The following is a 1,525-nucleotide window of genomic DNA, read 5'->3' as shown; positions in this document are numbered from 1 at the left end:
GCTTACAATGATAATGGTTAATGATATGACTATGAAATCCGGTGAATTCTAGAGCAATCGTGAGATTGTGTTTAGTTTATTGAGGGAGGTTAGTTCAACAAGGGGAATGGGTTTTTGTGGTAAAATTAGTTTAATTATTTTTCACTTAGGAGTCTACCCTCTATATGAAATTAAATGATAAAAAGAAAAAGGTACAAATGAAATATAGAAAGAAAATGTGGCAAAATGGGGAAGAATATGAAAATAACAGTAAAAAAGTGTTTGTTATTTCTGCTATCTTATTTTTGTTAATTCTGGTGGCATACTGGGGACGAATTATTTCAATTTAAATTTCTTTTTTTTCTTAATGAACCAACAGGTGCCTTGCTTCATTTTCAGGAACTGATCAGCAGCTCTTTTTCTTAGAAAAATAAAACTTTGTTGTTCAATTTTCATATATGAAATACCAAGAATAAATTAGGAGTTGTTTCTATGTTTGACATTACCTTGATATTGTTTATAGCTTCTGCTGGGGTAGTTATTGCTATTACCGGCTTCTTCGTTATATTAGGACGAAGGATTTTAGAACCTAAGAAAAAACTTCAACAAAAAATCGATAAACTAGAGGAAGAGGTTCAAATATTGAAAAATCACAAATAATAAATAAACTAGCTTTAATGAACTAACGGGTGCGTTAGCTTCATAAAAAGGCCGACAATTGGCTGCCTTTTTAAGTATGATTTTAAAAATTATCGTACTGTCATATTCAAACAAAAATCACCCTTATACAGCTAATGGGACAGATTATTGAAGTAGGTTATTACCGATATGTGGATTAAAATATTGTATTTAAAAGTAAAATTTATAGAGGGAGATTAAATAATTAAAAACAGGGGGCACTTTCAGAGCCGTAAAAAGGGGAGTATTTTTGTGTTTAGAAAGAAAAAGGCTATTATTCTTATTATTAGTATAGTTATTTTAGTTTCAATGTTTAGTTATTTTTTCTTATCTTATAGTGAATCAGCAATAAATAAAGGATTCCCGATACCATTAGGGGCCAAATTAATAAGAAAAGACGATAAAAATATGTATGAAGAATATAAATGGGGTCCAGCCTCCGAAGGAAACGGACTTCCACTTTATTATTTAACGGTTATTAAATTTTGGGGGTGGGATAAAAAATCACAAGAAGGGGCGATGACAATCTATGAAAAAGAAGGAAAAAAGCTATGTGTAATTTCTCAAACCGATTCTTTATTTGTTAGCCCATCAGAAGAATAATATTTTTTCCTAATTGTTTTCTGTTTAATTCAGGCTAGCGCAATAAGAAGTCCGCCTATAGGCGGCTTTTAGAATGTACAATTTTTGAATTAAAGGATACATAAATAATAAAAGTTCGTCGGTCTTTAACAATTCGGGGGAGTCCTTTAATAAGGATCGTTTCCTTAAACAACTAAACCAGCTAATAGTTAGTCAACATTTTTCAATTAAAACTTAAAATATTTCATGCTATACTAAATTTGTGCATGCCAAATAACCTTCCAAT

3 protein-coding genes are annotated in these 1,525 nt (G+C 30.6%); all 3 read left to right on the top strand.

Annotated elements, in window-relative coordinates:
• The first annotated feature begins 164 nt into the window (after positions 1-164).
• The 3 genes from ACIQ0C_RS27165 to ACIQ0C_RS27155 all read left to right on the top strand — a co-directional run bounded on the left by ACIQ0C_RS27165 (position 165) and on the right by ACIQ0C_RS27155 (position 1,260).
• Entirely contained in the window at positions 165-329 is a 165-nt protein-coding gene (locus ACIQ0C_RS27165) for a hypothetical protein (protein ID WP_402844202.1), read from the top strand.
• Positions 330-471: 142 nt separating this feature from the next.
• Positions 472-639, top strand: coding sequence for a hypothetical protein (locus tag ACIQ0C_RS27160; protein ID WP_402844200.1), 168 nt, complete (start codon positions 472-474; stop codon positions 637-639).
• A 270-nt stretch (positions 640-909) separates the two neighbouring features.
• The gene (locus tag ACIQ0C_RS27155; protein WP_403066008.1) at positions 910-1,260 is read left to right on the top strand and encodes a hypothetical protein; all 351 of its coding nucleotides are present in this window, start codon (positions 910-912) and stop codon (positions 1,258-1,260) included.
• The last annotated feature ends 265 nt before the right edge of the window (positions 1,261-1,525 follow it).

This window comes from Peribacillus sp. NPDC096448 (assembly GCF_044762675.1).
GTDB lineage: Bacteria > Bacillota > Bacilli > Bacillales > DSM-1321 > Peribacillus > Peribacillus frigoritolerans_B.
This window is presented reverse-complemented; position numbering and strand designations above follow the sequence as displayed.

Coding starts and splice junctions, on each gene's coding strand:
- ACIQ0C_RS27160 (WP_402844200.1), top strand. CDS start 472: ATGTTTGACATTACCTTGATATTGTTTATAGCTTCTGCTGGGGTAGTT.
- ACIQ0C_RS27165 (WP_402844202.1), top strand. CDS start 165: ATGAAATTAAATGATAAAAAGAAAAAGGTACAAATGAAATATAGAAAG.